Source organism: Paenibacillus sp. cl130, from assembly GCF_900116035.1.
Classification (GTDB): Bacteria; Bacillota; Bacilli; order Paenibacillales; family Paenibacillaceae; genus Paenibacillus; species Paenibacillus polymyxa_B.
The window spans coordinates 1,246,710-1,267,358 of the sequence record NZ_FOYG01000001.1 but is presented as its reverse complement, the minus strand read 5'-3'; the positions used below and the strand labels follow the sequence as shown (position 1 = coordinate 1,267,358).

Annotated in this window: 13 protein-coding genes and 1 pseudogene; 12 read left to right on the top strand and 2 right to left on the bottom strand. The window is 42.2% G+C overall.

Annotation, left to right across the window (positions count from 1 at the left end; genetic code table 11):
- Positions 1-35 precede the first annotated feature (35 nt).
- Together BM358_RS05780 and BM358_RS05770 are read left to right on the top strand one after the other, a co-directional pair.
- The gene (locus tag BM358_RS05780; RefSeq protein WP_028543178.1) at positions 36-1,433 is read left to right on the top strand and encodes a helix-turn-helix domain-containing protein; all 1,398 of its coding nucleotides are present in this window, start codon (positions 36-38) and stop codon (positions 1,431-1,433) included.
- Positions 1,434-1,659: 226 nt separating this feature from the next.
- Positions 1,660-1,845 (top strand): aspartyl-phosphate phosphatase Spo0E family protein, encoded by a 186-nt coding sequence (locus tag BM358_RS05770; protein WP_028543176.1) that lies wholly within the window; start codon positions 1,660-1,662, stop codon positions 1,843-1,845.
- 269 nt (positions 1,846-2,114) lie between these two features.
- On the opposite strand, the gene BM358_RS05765 is transcribed toward BM358_RS05770, so the two are convergent.
- Positions 2,115-3,341: an acyltransferase gene (locus BM358_RS05765; RefSeq protein ID WP_028543175.1), complete on the bottom strand. Its 1,227-nt coding sequence runs from the start codon at positions 3,339-3,341 to the stop codon at positions 2,115-2,117.
- 218 nt (positions 3,342-3,559) lie between these two features.
- Here BM358_RS05765 and BM358_RS05760 point away from each other — a divergent pair, with 218 nt between their 5' ends.
- The 4 genes from BM358_RS05760 (at position 3,560) to hcp (ending at position 9,292) form a co-directional block, all read left to right on the top strand.
- Positions 3,560-4,567 (top strand): substrate-binding domain-containing protein, encoded by a 1,008-nt coding sequence (locus BM358_RS05760; protein ID WP_023987342.1) that lies wholly within the window; start codon positions 3,560-3,562, stop codon positions 4,565-4,567.
- A 37-nt stretch (positions 4,568-4,604) separates the two neighbouring features.
- Entirely contained in the window at positions 4,605-6,602 is a 1,998-nt protein-coding gene (locus BM358_RS05755) for a cache domain-containing sensor histidine kinase (protein ID WP_049828518.1), read from the top strand.
- Positions 6,553-7,854 (top strand): response regulator, encoded by a 1,302-nt coding sequence (locus BM358_RS05750; RefSeq protein ID WP_028543173.1) that lies wholly within the window; start codon positions 6,553-6,555, stop codon positions 7,852-7,854. The genes BM358_RS05755 and BM358_RS05750 overlap by 50 nt, the downstream gene beginning before the upstream one ends.
- 145 nt (positions 7,855-7,999) lie before the next feature.
- Positions 8,000-9,292, top strand: coding sequence for a hydroxylamine reductase (hcp, locus tag BM358_RS05745; protein WP_028543172.1), 1,293 nt, complete (start codon positions 8,000-8,002; stop codon positions 9,290-9,292).
- A gap of 41 nt (positions 9,293-9,333) precedes the next feature.
- On the opposite strand, the gene BM358_RS05740 is transcribed toward hcp, so the two are convergent.
- On the bottom strand, positions 9,334-9,681 hold the full coding sequence (locus BM358_RS05740; RefSeq protein ID WP_023987345.1) for a helix-turn-helix domain-containing protein: 348 nt from the start codon (positions 9,679-9,681) through the stop codon (positions 9,334-9,336).
- A gap of 452 nt (positions 9,682-10,133) precedes the next feature.
- Between BM358_RS05740 and BM358_RS05735 the strand changes: the two genes are divergently transcribed.
- The 6 genes and pseudogenes from BM358_RS05735 to BM358_RS05710 all read left to right on the top strand — a co-directional run bounded on the left by BM358_RS05735 (position 10,134) and on the right by BM358_RS05710 (position 20,609).
- The gene (locus BM358_RS05735; protein ID WP_028543171.1) at positions 10,134-10,673 is read left to right on the top strand and encodes a hypothetical protein; all 540 of its coding nucleotides are present in this window, start codon (positions 10,134-10,136) and stop codon (positions 10,671-10,673) included.
- A 76-nt stretch (positions 10,674-10,749) separates the two neighbouring features.
- Positions 10,750-10,971, top strand: a pseudogene (locus BM358_RS05730) (phosphoribosyl-ATP pyrophosphohydrolase); the annotation flags it as partial.
- Between the two features lie 413 nt (positions 10,972-11,384).
- Complete coding sequence (locus BM358_RS05725; RefSeq protein WP_028543170.1) at positions 11,385-12,929, top strand: TIGR02677 family protein; 1,545 nt, start codon at positions 11,385-11,387, stop codon at positions 12,927-12,929.
- Entirely contained in the window at positions 12,901-14,094 is a 1,194-nt protein-coding gene (locus BM358_RS05720) for a TIGR02678 family protein (protein ID WP_028543169.1), read from the top strand. The genes BM358_RS05725 and BM358_RS05720 overlap by 29 nt, the downstream gene beginning before the upstream one ends.
- Positions 14,095-14,096: 2 nt before the next feature.
- On the top strand, positions 14,097-18,284 hold the full coding sequence (locus BM358_RS05715; RefSeq protein WP_028543168.1) for a TIGR02680 family protein: 4,188 nt from the start codon (positions 14,097-14,099) through the stop codon (positions 18,282-18,284).
- Between the two features lie 198 nt (positions 18,285-18,482).
- Positions 18,483-20,609, top strand: coding sequence for a protein kinase domain-containing protein (locus tag BM358_RS05710; protein ID WP_028543167.1), 2,127 nt, complete (start codon positions 18,483-18,485; stop codon positions 20,607-20,609).
- The last annotated feature ends 40 nt before the right edge of the window (positions 20,610-20,649 follow it).

The window sequence follows — 20,649 nt, the reverse complement described above, 5'->3', positions numbered from 1 at the left end:
AAATTCTATGAAAATGCTGAAAGGGTGGTTTATCCATGGAAATCACACCTACGATACAGGCAGAAATTCAAACCTATTTGAAACGAAAAGGCTTAACGATGACCAAGTTTGGTCACACGATTGATTTGAATGTAGGTACAGTTAGTAGCATTGTGACCGGTAACCGATCTATTTCTGTTCACCAACTGGATAGTATTACTGCGGGAATGAATTTACCACCGGATTATTTTTACGAGCGTTATATTGAAGAATGTATTGAAGAATCTCCGCTCAACTGGAAAAAAATCAGCCCTTTCCTATACCGATGCATTGAGCTAGGACGACTGGACTGCTTGCAGCGAGTGGTAATTCTGTTATTGGATAACCCTAATTATCCGCCATCACTCTTTGAAGTTGCCGAAAATGTATACAAAGACGGTTATAATGAAGCAGCGGCTTACCTTTACAAAAAGGTGGCTGAAAGTGAGAAGCAGCAGCATTCAGAGCGATTGGCGATCTGCCAGTATCGTTTGTTCCAAATCAATATTGGACAAGATAGAGCTGTAAATCTTCAAGCTGCCATTGAATTTGCCCCTTTTGTTGATCGTTTAGACGAGATAGAGCAATTAGATGCATTAAAAGATTTGGCGAACGTGTACAGATCATTAAGTATGTGGGACAAGGTGTATGAATTTGCACATCAAATGGGTCAATTAGGACAGATCCAATATAATTTGGTTCATAACTCTAAGCGAAAAGGAACAGAGCCACGAAAAAAGCTAAGCAGGCCACTGTTTGTATACATAGTTTACTCCGAATTGCTGTGTGCTAATGCTTGCGATGCGAAAGGAGATCATGAACAGGCATTAGAACATATTCGAGGTTATGCCGATCTAAGTTGGGTAAAAGAGAAGGACCCTGATTCACTTTATTGGAAGAAACAATATCAGCAATGGGCGAAAATTAATACGTACGTCAACAGGCTTATGTCCGGGGATATTAGTGTTCTCCCCGATTACGTAGAACACATGGCTGCCGAAAATGAGATTTTTGCCGAGCTACTAAACGTTCTTGAAGTTGCTAATCGGTACAATGTAGATGTAGACCATATCCTTCAGCGTTTTGAATCTCAAATTGCAGCTTATCAGGAACCGTTGTCTTCTGACATGTATACACAACAAGTTTTACCGGAAGAGTACGTACGCTTCTGGTACAAAATGGCTAAGTACAGCCTAAATAAAGGTAGATATCCATATGGTTTCAAATGTTTAATAAACGCGTTTGAAAAAGCTGTTACAATTAATCATGTACTACTTATTGCCAATTGTTTTGGATTATTTTCTCATTTCAAAACACATGCGGCTCCTGAAACACAGACACAGTTCCAATCTATTTATGAGGAGGTGTGGGAAAAAAATGATCAAAAGGATGGCTTTCTACTTGGCGGTAACTAGCTTATTGCTGGTATTCACAGTACCAGTGCAAGCCGGAAATCCAAGCTCCGGCACGATCCAAACACAAGGACACGTTGGTGGATCTTGACCAAGCACTAATTCATTACTATGGACCAGCTTATTGCTGGTCTCTTTTTGTATTATTTTGTAATTTTTTGGTTCAAAAAAGATCATGACGTATTTGTACATCCCTCCTTAAAATGAGATTCATTAGGAGGTATGCAGGATGAACAGGTATGAAACGGTAACGTTAATTCAACAGATGGAACACGCCAGACAACATTTGTATGATCTTTACGAAGAGTATGGCTTCGGACATGCTTGTGTACTTGAGCAGTCTATGCTTTTGGATGAACTGATTAATCAGTACAACCGTATGTTTCAAACCAAGAAGCTGCCTCACTATGTTTAGGGCTAGATCATTAACAACGACGATGTTATGTTCAGTACATCCTCTCCCTTCTTTGTTATGCAAAACTGTGACTTTTCCCGCGTAACGTTTATGATTATTCTATATAATTACTTATTTTAAAATAAAATACATATTCATGTCATAAAATGTTAATCTTTTTTTTGAGGGGACGGCATACTAAGGCAACAAAAAAAAGCAGAGCTCAATAAGTGAGCCCTGCCAAAGTCCATTGGAATTATAACCCCATGCTGAAATACAGACGCACAAGATTAGCCAAGCTCCTGCGTGCTTTTGGAAGCACGTTTGGAGGAAAGGAACTGGAAACGAAACGAGTGCCAGTTCAACCGCTGTCTGCCTTTAGAGCCAACAATCCAGTTGCCGCCAGGCAGATGGGCAAAGAGCCAGCTTATGCCCAGAGAAACACTTGCCACGACGATAAACGTAATGAGCGTAGCTGTAAAATGATGATCGCCCAGTGCAAGCGGGCGGGTGTAGTAGGATATGAAGGCCAGTAGGAGCGCATGGGCCAGATATCCTCCAAAAGAATAACGTCCGATCCAGTTCAGCATACGGCGAAACGGCTCGGATCGCGTATCTTTTTGCAAATGGAGCAGCAGTCCGTACAATAAAAGCAACTGCGACACGATTAGAACAAAGGTGCTTGGCTTCAAATAGGTGGAAATATTGAGATTGATCGTATCACCCGACTGGATCAGCATCGTGTGACCCATGAGCATGAACAAACCAATAAAGACAAATACATTCCACGGCAACGTCTGTTTGGCCAGTCCACGCCAGGTGTCTGTCATGTAAGCACATACTGCGCCCAGCATAAAATAGAAAAAGTACATGACAAAGTTATAGGTGCGATAATCCAGCAGAGTCTGCCAAAAGGACGGCAACCCGGTGCTCCATGCCGACATGTCATAGTAGGACCATTGTAACAGCAAAGCATAAACCACAGCGGCAATCAGCATAATAGCCAAAACAAGCTGTTTGCGTCTTTTCGCGCTGTAACGACGTAGAAACGCTTGAACCTGGCCGGCTGCTTTTAAAAATAAAGGAAACAAAATATAAAACTGAAAGATCATGACTACAAACCATAGATGATATCCGCTGACGGGGATGATCATTTCCTCGAACATACCTTTGTAAAAATAAATATTTCCCCACTGCGCCGTTGACCAGTTCTGAGTACATACCCAATAAATAACAGTCCAGCAAAGGAAAGGAACATAAATATCTCGAAACCGCCTGCCAATATAGCGAGGATAACCAATCGGTTTGTTGCCATTATAAAAAAGTAGCGCCGCAGACAGGAAAACGAACGTCGGTGTGCCAAAACGTGTCAAATGATACAGCATCGCGAGCATAACAGAATCTGGCTGTTGGATGTCGCTGCGATAAATATATTCGCCAATGCAATGCTGAAGCACGACAGCGAGGTAGGCAAGGCCCCGTAGTTCTGTCCACTCCGCGATACGCGGCTTGCTCATCCATATCACTCCTTTTCCTCAAGATACGCACATGTTTTCCCTAGCACAATTGTAGGTATTGTAACGTAGAAACATTAGTGCAGGATTAACGCCACCTGAAAGTAAGAAGAGTGAAGTAGTTCCAATTTGATATGATTGCGTTTACAATCTAAGTAAAACCAGAATAAATTAAAGTGAATTTATAACTTAAGGATATACACAGGAAGAGGAGAGGAAGGATGAAAAAAACGCTGCTGGTATATATGCTGTTGATTGCGGCCTTTGCTCTCTATGTGTTCAGGTATGAACAAACGGGCCCGTTGAATGGCACTTGGGAGGATAAGGGGCTACGAGGCAGCATCGGAGAAACCTATATGATGATTACCTTCCAGTCTGGTTTGGAGTATTGGAAAAGCGGGCTCAAGGGCTTCGAGGATGCCGGGGATGCGCTGGGGGTGACTGTGGAGTATCGGGGAGCAACCCGTTATGATGCGCAGGAGCAGACGACCGTTATTGAGCAGGCGATTGCTCGTAAGCCCGCAGGGATTGCCATATCAGCGATTGATCCTCACTCCCTGATTCCGGTGATTAATAAGGCGCTGGATGCGGGCATTCCTGTAGTACTGTTTGATGCCGGAGCGCCGGGGAGTCGTGCGTATTCCTTTTTGGGCACGGATAATTATAAGGCGGGCGTGACCGCTGCGGATAAGATGGCAGAGCTGTTGGGACGAGAAGGTCAGGTCGCTGTTCTGACGCTGCCTGGACAGCAAAATCATGAAGAACGCTCGCGTGGCTTTCGCGATACCATTCAGCGGCAGTATCCTGCGATGAAGGTGGTGGAAGTCGCAGATGGCCGTGCAGACGCGATGGTCTCCCGGGATGAGTCGCAAAGGCTGATGAAAGCTTATCCGAAACTGGCGGGCATTTTTGTGACCGATGCAACGGGAGGAACAGGTGTGGGTGAAGCGGTACTGAGTCAAAAAAACAGCCATCCGCTGAAAATCATTTCTTTTGATACAAATAAAGCGACACTGGATATGATTCGTGGTGGGACGATCTCGGCAACGATTGCCCAGGGAACATGGAATATGGGCTATTGGTCGCTTCAATATCTGTTCCATCTGCATCATCATTTAACGATTCCTGCACCTTCTTCCTCTGGCGACAACACTCCGCTGCCCGTGCGGGTAGATACTGGGATTTCCGTGGTCACCCGGGCGAATGTAGATGATTATTATGCGAAATAAATTTTGGAAGCGTATCCACTTAAGGGTGCACCAAACGATGCCTCGCTTACGCTTGCGCAATATGCCTTTACGCTATCAGCTCATGCTGCTATTCCTGCTGTTTGGCATTGTGCCTTCGCTGGGATTAGGTCTGCTGGTCAATTGGACGGTGGAACGGATTATTGAGCGGCAGGTGGAAGACCATACGATGCAATTGATTGGCAAGGTGAACGAAGCGCTGGACACCAAAATGGAAAATTTGCAAAACATGACGTATCTGATTGCTTTTAACCCCGATATCGGGGAGTTCTGGAAAGGAAAGACGTTGGCAGACGGCCACGCGGGTCATGTGAGTATAGTAACGCCGGAAAACCAGGGGGAGCGGGCACAGAACTCGGTGCAAAACCAGACTCTCACTTCCAAGCAGGCATTAAGTTCTGTACAGGAGCAGGATACGCTGTATAAAATGAAGCAATTTTTGCAGGGCTATACTACGTTATATCCTGAAATTGCAGGGATTCTGATCGTAAACGAAAAAGGCGACTATATCAGCAACGAAATGTATGCTCGAAGCACGCGTAGCCTGACGGAAGAAGGCTGGTACCAACAGGCGGCGCAGCATGCAGGCATATTCACTGTGCTAGGACAGCCGAGCCACCGTAATGTGACTACTCATGTCCGGTACAAGGACAGCGAAATTGTCTCCGTCGTTCGTTCGGTTACGGATCCGGAAACCGGACACGTGTTAGGCGTGATTATGATTGACCTCAAGCTGCGGGCTGTGTCGCAGGCTGCCAGAGATGTAACCTTGGGCAAAAGCGGGTATTTAATGGTGACAGACGCTGAGGGGCGCAGCGTGTACAGGCCGGATATGCCTTTGATTGAGCGCATTCCGTCGCAATGGTTCGGGGCAGGTGACAGCGGGATGTTTACCCGTGAAGCTGGGGGCAGAGAATTGCTGTTCATGTTCAGGGCTTCCGAATTCACGGGCTGGAGAACAGTGGGGGTATTCCCGGCACGCGAATCTACACTGGAAGTTCGGCAAATTAAGTTCTATGTCGTCTGTTTTGTTTTTATTGTATGTCTATTTGGCTTAACGGCATCCTTGCGATTGTCGAGTTCCATTGCGCAGCCGATTTTCCGGCTGATGTCCTATATGCGGGCAGCAGAGACAGGAGATCTTACAGTTCGCCAATGGAGTGACCGTGGGGATGAAGTTGGAATGCTGGGGCGGAGTTTTAACCGGATGCTGGAGCAAATTCGCCGTCTCATGTCACTTAGCGAACTGAGGGAACGACAAAAACGGGATGCCGAGCTGCGCAGCCTTCAGGAGCATATTAAGCCGCATTTTTTATACAATACGCTAGATACCATTCACTGGATGGCTCGAAAAAATGGAGCAGACGACGTGTCCGACATGGTGGGGGCCCTATCGAGATTGTTCCGTCTCGGGCTGAGCAAGGGGGATGACTTTATTCCGCTGCGCTCCGAGATTGAGCATATATCGAGCTATATGCAAATCCAGCAAACCCGCTATCGTGACCGACTTCGCTGGGAATTGAATGTACCCGACGAGCTAAAGGATCTGTTCGTGTTGAAGTTAATGCTTCAGCCTGTAGTGGAAAATGCGATTTATCACGGCATCAAGGCCAGACGAGGCCCAGGCACGATTTGGATAGAAGCTAAAGCCGAGGGCGACAAGCTGCTGCTGACGGTACGTGACGATGGCGCAGGGATGACGACGGACCGTCTGCGTGAACTGCGCGAATGGCTGGAAATACCCCTGGAGGCGATGGAGGGAAAGCAGAAGCAAAAGGGAGTTAGTACCCATGGCAGAAGCTATGGCATGCTGAATGTACAAGCGCGTATCCGGTTGTCTTTTGGCGAGGAATATGGAATTGTACTGGAGAGCAAAGAAGGGACAGGTACCTGCGTTACGATCACTCATCCGTTGCTGCTGGATATGGCGCAACTGAAGAAGCCTTATGAAAAAGGAGAGGGTCAGGATGACGAAATCACAGGCCACAGACAACTCGACAACGGTGAGTCTGATTGACCAGGCCATAACGGAAGTGACCATAGGGACGGCAAAACGTTACCAAGTATTGATCGCAGATGATGAGCCGATCATCCGAGAGGGGATACGAGATTGCATAGACTGGGCGGCTCTGGGCATGGAGGTTGCAGCAGAGGCGGAGGACGGAGAAGAAGCGCTGGAGCTGGTGGGTCAGCTTCATATCGACATCGTGCTGGTCGATATGAATATGCCGTTCATGGACGGCATTGAACTGATTCGGCGGCTGCGGGAAGAACGTCCGGAATGCCGCTGTCTGATCATTTCCGGGCATGATGAGTTTGCTTATGCGCAGGAGGCTGTCCGACTTGGCGTAGAGGATTATATTTTGAAGCCGGTAGATGCGGATCAGCTTCATGCTGCGTTGTTGCGGCTTCGTCAGCGAATGGACGAAGAGCACAAGCGTGCCGCCTATGTAGAACAAGCCGCCGGACAGATTGAACGGAATATTCCGCTGCTGCGCCAGCGGTTTTGCCTGGAATGGCTGGAAGGGCAACACACGGGAAAAGACGTCATGGAGCAGTTGGCGTTTTTACGGCTTCCATCGCGGCCGCCTGCTCAGATCGGTGTCGTACGGTGGCCTGCGGCAGAGGCCCGGCAGACGATTATGCGCGAGAATGACCGCCAGTTATTTCTTTTTGCCGCTGAAAATATTATTGGCGAACTGCTGGAGGACTGCCCGCATGTGTTGTTCCGCGATGCGAACGGACTGATCGGCATATGCCTGTGGCAGGAGGCACCCGAGACGATAGGCGCTTCCATGGAGCAGGCGATTGGGCGCTACCTGAATATAGCGGTTCATACGCATGTGGAGTCCAACGCGGGTGGACTGGAAGGCGCAATTGACGCATACCGGGTGAGTCGGGATCGTGTGTATGGCGAATCGCAGTTGTCTCCCATCGTACGCCGGGCTCGGCAGCTCATTCAGGAAGGTTACGCCGATCGGGAGCTGACGTTGGAAGCCCTTGCTTCGCGGCTACAAGTATCCGCCGTATATCTCAGCCGTGTGCTCAAAAAGGAGCTCAACGACAGCTTCGTGACCCTCGTCACGCGTGCCCGTATCCGTAAAGCGGTGCAACTGCTGGATTCCACGACGTTGTCTATCTATGATATAGCAGAACGTACGGGTTACGACAGTCAGCACTATTTTAGCACCGCTTTTAAAAAGACTATGGGCGTGTCCCCTGTGCAGTACCGTAAAGGCGGTGGAATTCAAGAAAGCACGGTAGAGTAGGAAGGATTGAAATGAGGGATGAGTCCCACACTGTTTCATAATAAACTGTAAGAAAAAATGTGTGTGTAATCACACCTATGTATTCAGGGGTTTGTTACGCTGGGGATAACGAACAAATATCTATCAATATTTGGAGGAAAACGATATGTTTTGTTATCAGTGTGAACAGACGCCGAGTGGCGGGTGTAAAGTAGTTGGGGTGTGCGGGAAGGATGAGACGATAGCAAGCTTGCAGGATACGATGATTTTTGCATTAAAAGGGATTGCTGCCTATGCGACACATGCTCGCCAGTTGGGCTATACCGATCCTGAGGTGGATCGGATCACGCACGAAGCGTTATATATGACCTTAACCAATTCTAACTTTAATGTACAAGAGCATTTGGAAATGGCGATGAAGGTCGGAAATGCGGCTGTACGGATCATGGATGTGCTGGATCGTGCGCATACGGATCGTTTTGGCATTCCGCAGCCGATTACGGTCAGCCAAAATAAAATCGAAGGCCAATGCATCGTCGTGACCGGACATAATTTATATGCGCTGGAGGAATTGCTGCGGCAGACAGAGGGTAAAGGCATCAACATCTATACCCACTCAGAAATGCTGCCTGCCCACGGTTATCCGGCATTGAAGAAATATGCACATCTCAAAGGGAATATCGGTAAAGCCTGGTACGATCAGCGTAGACTGTTCGAGGAGTTCCCAGGTGCGATTCTCGCCACGACGAATTGTGTTATGCCGATTAAAGGCACGTATGCAGACCGCTTCTTCTCTTATGAAGTAGCCGGGCTGGAGGGAGTAGCCAAGATCATGGACGACGACTTTTCACCATTGATCGAGCGTGCGTTAGCCCTGCCAGCCGCAGATGTAGATTCGGAGCAGGTGCTTACGACGGGATATCATCATGAGACGGTTATTGGGCTGGCTCCTGAGATTATTCAGGCCGTTAAAGACGGACATATCCGTCGTTTCTTCGTCATTGCAGGCTGCGACGCACCAGGCAAAGGCGGTAACTATTACCGCGAGCTGGCTACATCCTTGCCGAACGATACGGTTATTCTGACCACGTCCTGTGGTAAATTCCGCTTTAATGACGTGGATTATGGCACCGTTGGAGATACCGGCATTCCGCGTTATATTGATTTGGGACAATGCAACAATTCGGGTTCTACTGTTAAAATCGCTCTGGCATTAGCGGATGCTTTCGGCTGTACGGTGAACGAGCTGCCTGTCAGCATTGTTCTGTCCTGGTTTGAGCAAAAAGCGGTTGCCATCCTGCTGGGCTTGTTCAGCCTTGGCATCCAAGATATTCGCATTGGGCCGAAGCCGCCTGAGTTCATTTCTTCTGGCGTACTGGATGTACTGGTGGAGATGTTTGGCTTGAAACTGATTACTACCGCAGAGGAAGATATGAAAGCGATGTTGGCGTTGTCGTAAGGGGTTGGTGGGGAACTGCAAAGCGCAGTTCCTTTTTTGTTTCATCGTTCATCGATTCTTATAAAGATGTCCGTAAGAATCTTTAATGCCAGCTCAGTATCTTTGGATTCACGAGTTCTTAGGAGAGTCAAAATGGTTTTTATACTCGAATCTTCTTCGGTAAGCTCATCATTGTCCTTCACATATGTAAGCAACTGATAGACGCCCACGTTCAATGCCTTCGCTATTTTCTCCAGATTTTTCAAAGATATATTTCTCTCCGCTCGCTCAATGAAACCAATATAACTCGAATTGAATCCTGCTTTTTCGGCTAAAGCTTCTTGGGAAAGCCCTTTAGACTTTCGAATATCTCGAATACGTGTACCGACTAATTCTAAAAGTTCTGACATGATTACACCTCTCTATAGTAAGAATTTCACAAAATTCGATTCCAATCGCTCCAAAATGTAATATATAGACGAACGAGATCATCTCAATCTATATATTATTAATTGGAAGTCGCTTATTGGATTTTGCAAAATCCTCTAGTTAGAAGTGTAGAGAAAGAGTTACATCTAATTAATAAGTGTTAGTAAGTAAATTGAATTAAAAACTACTATATAGTAATATTTATTATGAAGCTTGTCCGGTAGCTAGAAAATTATACATCTTGATGGTTACATAATTGTGCTACGTTGCTCACATTGTTTCAGGATTTTGCAAAATTCGATACCAGTCGCTCCGAAGTGCAAGATATAGACGAACTAAACTATTTCCATCTATATTTTGTTCATTGGAAGTCGCTTATGGGATTTTTGCAAAATCCTCGTTTATGAAATTTTAATTCAGGAGTTGATTCCCCTTGAAACATTACTCCTTAAGTCCCCTACATAGTGATTCCGATTTCAAATTGCCTAAGTACAGCGACACCTACATATTCAATTGCATGATGGATTTTCAAAAGCTTGCCGAATACCAGATCAAGCTTGCACAGATGATGCGCGACCATCATCAGTTTCAAAACTGCCTCATTCTTTGTGATCGAGCGATGTTTTCTATGGCTAAGGCCATTTATGTTCATCGAAACAAAATCATTCCATTGTATATTCGTTTATCCGTGACTGACCTGTTCCCTTTAATTCACACAGAGGCTGAGCCCAATTTAGATATGGTGCTGTTTATCGGTACGGTACATTATCTGGTTTCGGGAGAAGATGATGTATCTAAAGAGCCGATGAAGCTGGGGGAAGTAGACAAGTTGCTTTATAAAACGGACTCTATTCTAGAGTCTCTGTCACAGCGGATCGTAGCCGATCCGTCTAAGCGGTATCCATCTATTTATAAAGAAAATTCGTTCAATGAATCGGTAGATCTTTTATCAATAATACCCGGTTCTTTTTGAGCTAATGATATAATGACGCAAAGGAAGATGTTGGATGCTGGCTAACACTTCCACATCAGAAAGGGTGTTATTTCATATGCCTACATACAACAAACTGGTGCGGGATCGAATTCCGCACCTCATTATGTCTCAGGGTAAGGAATGTCGGACACGTATCTTGGAACCAGAGGAATACAAGCAGGAATTGCGAACAAAGCTTCGTGAAGAAGTCGAGGAATATTTTGTAGCGGAAAAGGATCAGGATGCGCTGGAAGAACTGGCGGATATGCTGGAAGTTATCCGAGCGCTGGCAGAAGTAAAGCCGCTTATTACATACTTCGACATGTAGTAACGAAATTCTTACCATAGTTTTCTAATATTAAGTTCAACTTATATAGTGGCTTATCGATTACCATTCCTCAATAAATGCTCCGAAATTCATTTTTTTCCGGCGTGATATATTCATCTACTTCAACCTCCAGCCGAAATTTTGTATATTCGCTTTCCGCTTCCCGCTTCCCGTTTTGTCCGGAAATGAATGTTGTATTTTTCTTAGCATCTTTGCCGGCGTTAACTGGCAAGACCATGAATTATCACCGCATTTTGAATATTTTTCATTTAGAATCCGACCCCGATGTTATATATTTATAATATCGGTATTTCCAAATATTAAGAAACGAGACTACGTTTATCAAATTATGTAAAACAGGACTTCGAAAAGGAGTGTTTCATTTGGATTTGTCATTGACGCGTGCAATAAAAGAAGCAAGTTATTTGTCAACACAAAAAACGCACCGATATCGTCCAATATTAAGATACGTGTATGAGCAACATCGTATATTTAATAATGAAGTTTTACCAATAGAAATTTTCACGCATCTTAAACAATTTCCGGAATTTGGGGATTATACACTCGAAGAGCAAGATGCTGATTTATCGGTCTTAGTTGAAAACAATAACTTAGTGTTGAACCAAGATAATACAGATGCTGTTACATTGGAAGAACTTATTAGGAATCGAAAAACATATTCACTAACGGAATATACGATTGAATTTGAAAAAATGCTTATTTTTATGGAGAAAAAACTTCATCGTATACGTGGTGGTTCTTTGGATAAAAAACTCACTGAGCACCTATATAATGCGCTTGTAAAATTAAACGGATTTTCCATGCAAACCGAGTTGGATTCGTCTTCGCTTGTTCAACTATATGAAGCGTGGGAGGAGCTGTTCGAACGTTTTACAAAGCTTGATAATGATGCTTCGGATTATTTGAATCATATCAGCGGTGATAAATTGGATAGCAAAATGGAAACCGATGCCTTCATCGTATTTAAAAATCAGTTCTGTTCTTATTTAACGGATTTCATGGTTGAACTTAACCGCAATTCGCCTGCGATAATTAATATTATTACACACATTTCAGAGAAGAAAATTCAGAACATCGTAATGCAACTCGTCCGTCATAAAAAAAATATGCCGACCACTACGGTTGTGTCGGATAAAGAGTATTCCGATACCTTTTTTGATGTATGGACAGGTATCCGTAACTGGTTTTTGGCAAGTGATACTAAATCGAGCAAAGCGTTTCAACTTGAAGTTCGTACTCGGGATGCCATCAGTAAAATGTCTAAGCTTGCGCATTTTTATGCAGAGCGACAATTTGTGAAAAAAAGTCGAGTAACAGAATTTTTACGACTTGCAGACATGATACATGAGTCCGGCAACTTGGAAGAAGCCCATCAAGTTTTTTCTTACCTATTTGGATTCGAAGGTATCCAGCATTTCAAAGTCGCACGGAAACCGTCGGAAAAGAATGATGGTACGGTATGGGATTTTGACCCGGATGAGCTAGATGTGACGTATCGTATTCGACCACCATCCGAGAGAACCATAAAGCAGAATTTGAAGGTATCGAAAGTGAGCCAGGAGGCACTCGAGCAGCAACGGTTGCTCGCGGAGCGGCTGACATACGAAGAAACTGTATTAAAAGCGATCGTGGAGCAGCCTTGCTTAATCTTGAAGGATTTGGAAACCAGAGTTGAGCCGTTTGTTCGAAAGGCATTATTGGATTGGATAAGTGCGGCGCTGTTGAATCCAGTTGGCTACGGCATTTATGAGGGTACCACAGAACTGGGCGTGAAATTTAAACTTCATAAGGTTAGTAACGATATTATTGAATTGCATTGTTTAGATGGAATCCTCTTCTTGCCCGATTTCCAAATGACATTTACCGAGGTGAAAACGCGTGAAAAAGTTGTCTCAGGAGTCTCTTAATTGCATTCATCAACTACTCGATAATTTTTGGGTTGTGCGCAAGGAGAATCCAGAGCTTTTTTATGAAATTAAACAAAACGAAGGGTTTCTGCGAGATTACTTTAAGGACTACTTCCGTTTTAAGTTGGTAGTTGGGACAAATTTTGCAAAAGTTGAGAAGTTTCAAGTAACGCCTCAACCGTCAACAGGCATATCAGATTTCAAAGAGGTGAAAGATTACATCATTTTTTACTGTGTACTTGCGTTTTTGGATGGAAAGGCATCAAAGCAATTTACGCTGTCAGATGTTTGCCAAGCGGTCGTTTCGTACTACCCAAGAAGTTCCAAGAGATCGGTCAATGAAAACCCCCTACCATTAACATGGAAGGGTAACGAAGGCTATAGAAACCGACTATCACTTGTTCGTGTATTGAAAGAAGCTGTTCGACGGTGTCTGATAGAAGTGATTGATAAAAACATAGAAGACTTCCAAGACAGAGAAACCAATGATGCACTGTTGCGTTCAACCGGGCTTGTGAAATATTTTATGCGTAATATTGGTTTTAATATTGAAGGAGAATTGACGCTAAATGATATTATGTTGATTCAAGAAACTCAGGAACGGGAATTAGGTCTAGAAAGAAAGCATTTACTGTACCGGAAACTGTTTTTAGAGCCAGCCTTGTATCGGCATGAAGTATCGGCGTCAGATTTTGATTACTTAAGACAGTACAGTCGCCACTTAAATGAACATGCCGAAAAATACTACGATATGAATCTGGATGTCTACGGAAGCAGTGCTTTTTTAGTAAAAGAAAACGTAAGCACGTTTCGTCGGTTCTTTCCAGCAAGTAATGCTGAATCGAACCTACTTGTTCAGTTTGCAACGTTGTTAAGACTTAAAATCATCGACGATGATGACAGTCTCGGTGAACAAAAAGATGGGACAGTCGTTTTAACAAATGTTGATTTGGATATTATGTGTCGACAGCTCATAGATGAGAATAGTCACGGATGGACGACGGGCCTAAAAAGTATGAGTATCACTGAAATTAAGAATACAATTAAAAATATGCTATTTGAATGGAAATTAGCGGAGACAACGCAAGAAGGTGATTTAAAACTATATGATGTAATCGGAAGATTTTTTGAAAAACCTAAAGAAGAAAATAATAAAGGAGTATGATGATGACTAATCATACACAGCGTTGGAAGCCTCATCGCTTCATCCTATTTAACTATTGGTATTTTAATTATGAAGAATATTACTTCAAGAACGGAAGACTGTTACTGCGTGGTCATAATGGTGCGGGAAAGTCGATTGCCATGAATACGCTTTTTACATTCATGCTAGATGGAAACAAAGACCCTAAGCGGTTGGATCCATTTGAGTCAAGTGACCGCAAGTTTTATGACATCTTGCTTGGAGAAGAGTCGTTAAACAAGGACATTATCGAGCGCATTGGTTATGTTGTAATTGAATATAAGTTGACGAACACGGAGCAGTATATCACGACGGGATTTGGACTACATTCCAAACGGAAAAACAGAAGGTTGGAAGATGCCTGGGGGTTTGTGATTCATGACCGTCATCGGCGTATTGGGCGTGGACCAAATCCGATCTCACTCTATAAGGTAGAAGTACTAGATGATTCACCAGAGCAAATTCCCTTAGATAGAAAACAAATAACAACAGCAATCGGCGAGAGTGGTACGGTCGTTGATAGTAAAGATTACGCGGAACTGATTAATAAGCAACTGTTCAAGTTTCCGGATGTAACAGGACTTAAGCTTTTTACCGATGTACTCGTACGGCTTAAGAGCCCTAAATTAACCAAAGGAGGAGGGCCGGACGATTTAAAAGAAACCTTGAACGAATCATTACCGCCATTATCCGATCATGAATTGTCCGCTTTAACCACTACCGTGGAAGCACAAGACCAAACACAGCGGGAAATTCTAAAAACGCAAAACGACCTTGGTTTTGCAACGAAACTGGATAAAGGTTATGACGATTATGTTTCATACGTATTTGCGGAGAAGGCTAAGTATTATTTGGAAAGCAAAAATACGTGGGATACCATTGCTTTGGAACATCAGAGAGTACAAAGAGATATTGAAACCAAGAGTGTCGACTATGATGAGACCGAGCAAAAACTCCGAAACATTGAACGTGAAATTGAAGGGTTGAAGCAAGCAAGACAGGAATTGGGGCATGATAAAATAGTGGATTTGGATGATGCTCTTCAATCTGCCAGACAAGAGCTAGCGCGAATATTGAATGAGAAATCAGTCAAAAAGAATCGCTATGAGTTAAATGAAAAATCATTAATGGATGCTAATAACGAAAGGCGTAATATTGAAAATGAATTGTGGGCAATTGATAAAGAACTTAAAGTCGCGATGGAGAGTCTGGAGGAACTGGGGATAGATTCGGCATTTGAAGACATCTATCTGGCATTCTCTGACCATTTCAAACGGAATGAAAAAAATGGGGATTATCTTTTTTCAAATTGGGAGTCTGAAATAAGAATCAGGCTTCAAAGACTTGGAGGACTTCTCAAACAAATTAAAGAGCTGGACCAAAAGAAGCGCGATCTAGATGGTATGAGACAACAAATTGAAGTGAAACAAGACGTTCTTGAAAACGAAAGAGAAAGGCGCACTTCTCTTGCGAATATCTATGATATGGAACGAAACAACGCTTATATAGAGCTTGAAAACTGGATGAATGAATTAACAGCTCTTGTGCTTAGCGTTAATAGTAGTACGAGTGTGAAACGGATGTTTAATGGATATCTGGAAAATGTGACTGAGGAGCAATTGATGTTGCCAATCTCGGGTGAGCGCGAAGAACAAGTGTCCCAATGCATTAAAGAGCAAGCATGGCTAGAAGCACAAATTCGATTAAAGGTTGAAGAAAGAGATCTTACTAAAGAAGAAGTCGTTGTTCTTGAGGGAACTGATGAAATTGAACCTGAACTTCCGATAGCCAAGGAGAACCAGATACGGGAGTTCAAAGAAAAAGGGATACCGTATGTACCTTTTTACGCTGTGGTTGATTTCAAAAAGAATCTTACTGAGGAGCAGAAGTCACGTTTGGAATCGGTACTTACTGAAACTGGTATACTAACTTCGCTGATTGTACCCGCTAACCGTTATAACGAAGCGTTGTCTGGAACGGTTCTTAGTACTCATCAGGCTCAGGTACCAAACAATCTAACAAAGTATCTAGATGTTTCGGTTTCGGCTACTGGCGATGTGAGTCATGAAGATGTGCTAGCAGTTCTGAAGGGGATTTCGGTTTCTAATGAGGACGTCCATTTTGTAACGGCTGATGGATCATTTAAAGGTTCTTTTATAGCCGGAACTGCTTCGCAGTATGGTGTAGCCAAATATATTGGAAAGCATGCGCGGGAACAAGAGCGGCTTCGCATAATTGCAATGTTAAAAGAAAAGGTTGCTGCTCTTAAGCTTGAAATTGATAAGCTTGAAGTACTTTCTAATGAAAGTAAAACGCGACAAAGAAAAATTGAAGTTGAGTACCGGTCATGCCCGAAATTTCCGGCTCTAAAGGATGCCAAAGAAAAATTTGAAGTCGTTGCAAAACGCATTGCAGAATTGTTGGAGCCTGAGATCTCGTCGTTAAATGAAAAATTCAAGGAACTGAACACCAGCGTGGAGACACAAATCAGGAACCTAAATGTAGAGTTCGAAGATATCACTATTGAGAAAAATGAGCAAGCCGTAAATGATGCGTGTGATGGCTTACGAAATTTTGAGCGAGCGTTATCAAATCTGAAGAGTTCTTATCGTTCCCGAGGGGATAAACAAAGTCTTCTAAAGAATCAAGATGACAAGATAATTACTTTTAAAGATGTTGTGGATGTGGCAAGGGCCGACGTTCTGTCACTTGATGGGCGAATCAAAAGCATAGATACACGAATAGAAAGCTATGAAAAGCAGTTACAAGATATTGGCGCGGATAATATTCGAAAGCTTGCCCAAAGTATTAACGATAAGCTGGAACAATTTCCAATAGACCAAAGGGCACTGGACAGGGAACTTAGTGAACTGAAAAACGATTTAAAAAATCTTCGTGACCGTCTTTCGACTGGTGCTCAGAAAGAACTTTTTATGCAAGAGCTTGTTTTGGCATGGGAAATTGCTTTGTTTCAAGATGTAAAAGAATTCAGTGGAAAATTTGGGCTTGAAATCGAATCAGATACGGAATCGCTTGCTGAGAGTATCATGTCCAAGTTCGGGCAGCTCCTCTCGAAAAAGGATAGAGTAAAAAATAAAAGCGAGTTAGGCAATGTTTTCTCGGATGCGGACAAGGGTTTACCAGAATACAATTTAACGATGGAACCGTTAGAATTTGAAGTCGATTTTTCTCATATGGTTATTGAAGATGAAAGTCGTGTGGAAATGCTTAAAATGATAGCCAGACGTGAAAAAATTACACTAGAGTATCAGTCGCGTCGTGTTTCGCCCTCGTTTGCCAAAATCAAACTGACCGAGCAAGATAAAACGCTTGCAGAGGTAATGGCTGAAAAGGACCGTGAGATTTACGAAGACATCCTGATTAATCATGTGGGAGAAACCATAAAAAACAAAATTCAAAATTCAAAAGAATGGGTAGCACGTATCAATACAATAATGGAAAAGACGCAGAACTCCAGTGGACTGAAGTTTGATGTCGAGTGGTCACCGAAAAAGACTGACAGTGAACAAGAACTCGATACACTAGAATTGGTTCGATTTCTAGAGAAGGATCCTATGTGGCTTGCGGATCCCGATAGGAAAAGGATAGCCCAGCATTTTCGTTCCAAGGTATATGAGGCGAAACGCAAAGCTGAGTTGAGCGGTACATCGACCTTCATGGAAGATATTAAGTCAGTCTTGGATTATCGAGAATGGTATGAGTTCATTATTTACTACGAAAAAACAGGTGAAAAGCGCAAAGAAATGAAGAAAAGCAATTACAACACATTCTCTGGTGGTGAGCGAGCAATGGCGATGTATACGCCACTTCTAGCAGCTGTTGATGCACGTTTGCAAAATGCTCACTGTGAAGCTCCTCGTATATTTGCATTAGACGAAGCGTTTGCAGGCGTAGATGATAACAATATCAAAGAAGCATTCAAAGTTATTGAGATGTACGACTTTGATTACACATTAAACTCTCAATCCTTATGGGGATGTTTCGATATAGTGCCTGATCTGTCGATTTATGTTCTGAATCGAATGGGGAATTCAAATCTTGTTAATTCAATTTCTTACTCATGGAATGGCATTAAGAAGACACGTGTAGAAGAGCCTTATGAAGCAAGCGAGGACATTCAATCTTCGGTTGCTCAGGTTACATTGTTTTGAGTTATTTGGTGTTCACCACGTGCGGCGGAGGTGAATGAAATTCTTCATGAAGGTGGCAAATAGGACAAATTATGAGGAATAATGTGACAAGATGATGGGTTTTCTATTACCCTTACGTTCTCTTAAAAAGACGAAAGAACTTAGCATAATATGCTTGCTAAAAGCTTATAGAAAAACATGCCGGAGGAAACTGGATAGATGGAATCATCATTACAGCAATTAGTCGAGATTTTCCGGAACATCGATGGCTTTAACAGAGTGTTCTTGCTTTTTCGTCAAAAATACAGAAGTTATGGAAGAATTACCAGAAGTACGATAGTTAATCTTGAAGATCCAACATCTGATGAATTGCGGGTATTAAACGGTTTTTTTGGTTCGGTTTATGGAAATGAGAAGGTAATCCCAATTGCCGCTGACAAAATTGAAAAGGAAATTCGGAATAGTAAATATCGAGAATTATTCGATGGATATGATCTAAATGATTTATTAAAAATGTACTACGGGGGGGAATTAACTTCAAAAAGTGAAGACAAGCAGCGTTATGATACGGAAAAGAAGAAATTTTTCCAAACACTTTTGAGTGATTATCCGATGGAAAGTTCATTCTACCAATTCATTTTATTTATCAAGACTTATAAAAATGCACCATTTATTCATATTATGCACAAAAAGAGGCCGGACTCCTTAAAACATTTGCTCGAATTAATTAATAAAATATTTAATTACCTCCCTTTAAAGAGTAACATCTATTTACCAATGCTTGCTTATGAGTTTACCGGTGACTATGATTACTTCAGTCCTAAATCTGATGGCGGTAAAATGTTGTTGTTTGCATTACAAGTATTAAATCATTTGACATTAGGAACTGAATTCATTCCAAACCCAAATGAAGAACAGATAGAAGATATTTTAAAAGGGAATAATATTTTGTTCTGTCCAGATTCTACTAAAAAAACAAATCGTTTATGGATTTTAGATAATGAAGAGGAAAGAGATTATCAATTAATTCCCTTAAAAAAGATTGGTGAAGGATCCTTTGCAGAAGTATATAGAGTGTTTGATCCTATATTAAAAAAAGAATTAGCATGTAAAGTTCTTTTCGAAAGATCCCGTATGTTTAAAAATAAAGAAGTAGAAGGAGACGATCATTATCTCCGATTCAAAAGAGAAGTGAAGTTTCTAAAAGAGAAAGCTTCTCATAGAAATATAATTGAAATTAGCAAAATACAACTAGTGAATGAGCCATTCCTTTTCACAATGCCTTTGGCAGATGCTTCATTAGATGAATGGTTGGGACTGAATTCCAATATATCGGAAGATATAAGAATAAGTATTTTTAAAGATATTTTAAGTGGTATAGCTTATCTTCATGACCGCAAAATTAGTCATCGAGATTTAGCTCCTCATAATATTTTGATATTTAAAGAGAGTGACGGGACTATAGTAGTAAAAGTTGCTGATTTTGGACTAGTAAAAGATAAGCGATCACAATCGAAATCAACAGGACTCTTTGTTTATGGTTATGGAAGAGCAGGTTATACCGCGCCAGAACAATTAAACAGTTTGAAGAGTGCCGATCATTTATCTGATATTTATTCATTAGGTGCAATGCTCTATTATTTATTAAGTGGGAGATCACCAGAAGAACGATACAGGAAGACAGTAAAATATCAGCTAATTGTTATGAAGGCTATGGAGGAGGAGCGTACTAAACGGTATCAGACAACTAAAGAACTTATTGACGACATTAATCTTATGGATAGAAAAAGTATGAGAAAAGAAAATTTTCCGTTTTATAGTTTGGAAAATTATGAATTTAAAGATTTCTCGGCCGATGTTAATTATGTTTTAAAGTGTATTGCATCAGTTCAAGTTGAGGATTCTGATAGGGTTATTGAAAAGTTTATAGTACCATTCAAATCAATTCCGATAAATGTATTTGTGGAGTGTGCCAAATATGACGCACTAATGATTCCTTTTGTACAGATGACTGAAGAAAATATATCCAATATATCAAATAATAATGAAGCGGACTGGGATCAAGTATCTTTACTTATAAATTGTATTTACTATGAGACACAAAATATAGCATTACAAATAAATGTTACAAGGATATTAATGAATATTGCATTGAAATTTAATAATCTTATGGCGCAATCATTACTTGTTGGTGTTCTAGTGTCAATGAATAGTTTTACTTTAATATCTCAACAAGTAGCATTTATAATTGAAACAAATTATTCGGATTATCGTGATTTGCTGAAATGTTTGTTACAGGAAATTGAATACCCTCATGAGATACAAGGAGTATTGAATGATTACTAGTTGAAAACTTCCAACTCAAGTCCTACCTCACCTTTTTAGC